General features: G+C 59.6%; 1 protein-coding gene. It reads left to right on the forward strand.

The window, feature by feature from the left end; translation table 11 throughout:
- Positions 1-47 precede the first annotated feature (47 nt).
- Complete coding sequence (locus FS320_RS43485; RefSeq protein ID WP_244627769.1) at positions 48-722, forward strand: transposase; 675 nt, start codon at positions 48-50, stop codon at positions 720-722.
- Positions 723-1,328 lie beyond the last annotated feature (606 nt).

Genomic DNA, 1,328 nt, shown 5'->3' on the forward strand with positions numbered 1-1,328 from the left:
GGGCTTAGGCCCAACCGGATATAAGGTGATGCGGACGAACGGTTCGCATGAGCGCCATCGGGCTCAACCTCGGAGATCACGGCAGCACCTGCGACCAGCACTTGACTGACGTATCGGCCCATATAAGGGGGATTACCCGACGGCTGAAGGCGGGCTGGCACAGGGGCGATCGGCTGCTGTGCCTCGACTGGACGCTGTTGCGGCTGTTTCCGCCGCTGCGGGCGACCTGGGCACTCAAGGGCAGGCAGGCGGTTGTGCCGATCACCGGCCGCAATGCCAAGCGGGTGCTGTTTGGGGCGATCGACCTGGGAAGCGCGCGCCGGGTGGTGCTGATCCGCCAACGTGCCGGTCAGGCCGACGCTCAAGAGTTTCTGCGCGCGCTGCGGCGCCGCTACCGCGGCCCCGGCTGGCTCTGGCTGCTGAGCGACCGAGCGAGTGCCCACACCGCCCCGCAGACCCAGGCGCTGGCGGACCGGCTGCGCATTCGCTTCGTGTGGTTGCCGCGGCAGGCGCCGGAACTGAGCCCGATGGATCAGCTCTGGCGCGAGCTCAAGCGGCTCATCGCCGCCAACCGGCAGGCCGCATCCATCGATGCCCTGGCCGCCGATGCCGCAGCCTGGGTTCTGATGCTGACGCCGCAACAGGCGCGTCGCAAGGCCGGCATGGCATCCAAACACTTCTGGCTCAGAAAGCTGTTGCAGAACTTTTGGCGACCTACTTAGTGGGCCGCTTGTGGATGAGGCAACGCTCGCTGCACGTTTGGGTATAGATGCGAAGCAATCAGCCGATTGGATTACATTAAAGAGTCGATTTGCAGACTCAGCCCGATATACAGGCATCTTCGGAAATGCATGGCCACGTTGGTGGATGTTCAAGATTGCTACTATATGGAAAGCATTAAGTCCGAACGCTTCCCTCCAACGCCTTCAGGCTGAGGAACGAGTTGCAATCTTGAAGACAAAAACGAAGCTCCAGAAGCTTGTTGCAGTTCAGCCTTCCAATGAAAACCTAGACACTCGGTATTGGCACGTCTGTAGAGTATCTGATGTCCCTATTGCTCCTGCTGATGGTGTCCTTCTCGCTGTATTTCAACGAGAGTGGCATGACGGTGCATATGCATCTCTCAAGGCTGTCATGGAGCGGCAACATAAGGCGAAAGGGCTTGAGATTCATCCTTTTGAACGGGATCGGATCAATGACTTAGTCGGCCCTGAATAATGCGGCGGCACGCGGCTGGCGCTGGATTTCAGGCGACCTGAGAAGTATCCGATTGCGCGGATGAACTCATCAGGGCTGCCATGAGCCAAGCGATAAAAAGCCTGAGCCAG

Origin of the sequence: Microvirga tunisiensis (assembly GCF_009296175.1) — a bacterium.
In the GTDB taxonomy this organism is placed as follows: Bacteria; Pseudomonadota; Alphaproteobacteria; order Rhizobiales; family Beijerinckiaceae; genus Microvirga; species Microvirga tunisiensis.

What these genes read in the sequence shown, in the direction of transcription:
- FS320_RS43485 (WP_244627769.1), top strand. Translation starts at nt 48, where the DNA reads ATGAGCGCCATCGGGCTCAACCTCGGAGATCACGGCAGCACCTGCGAC.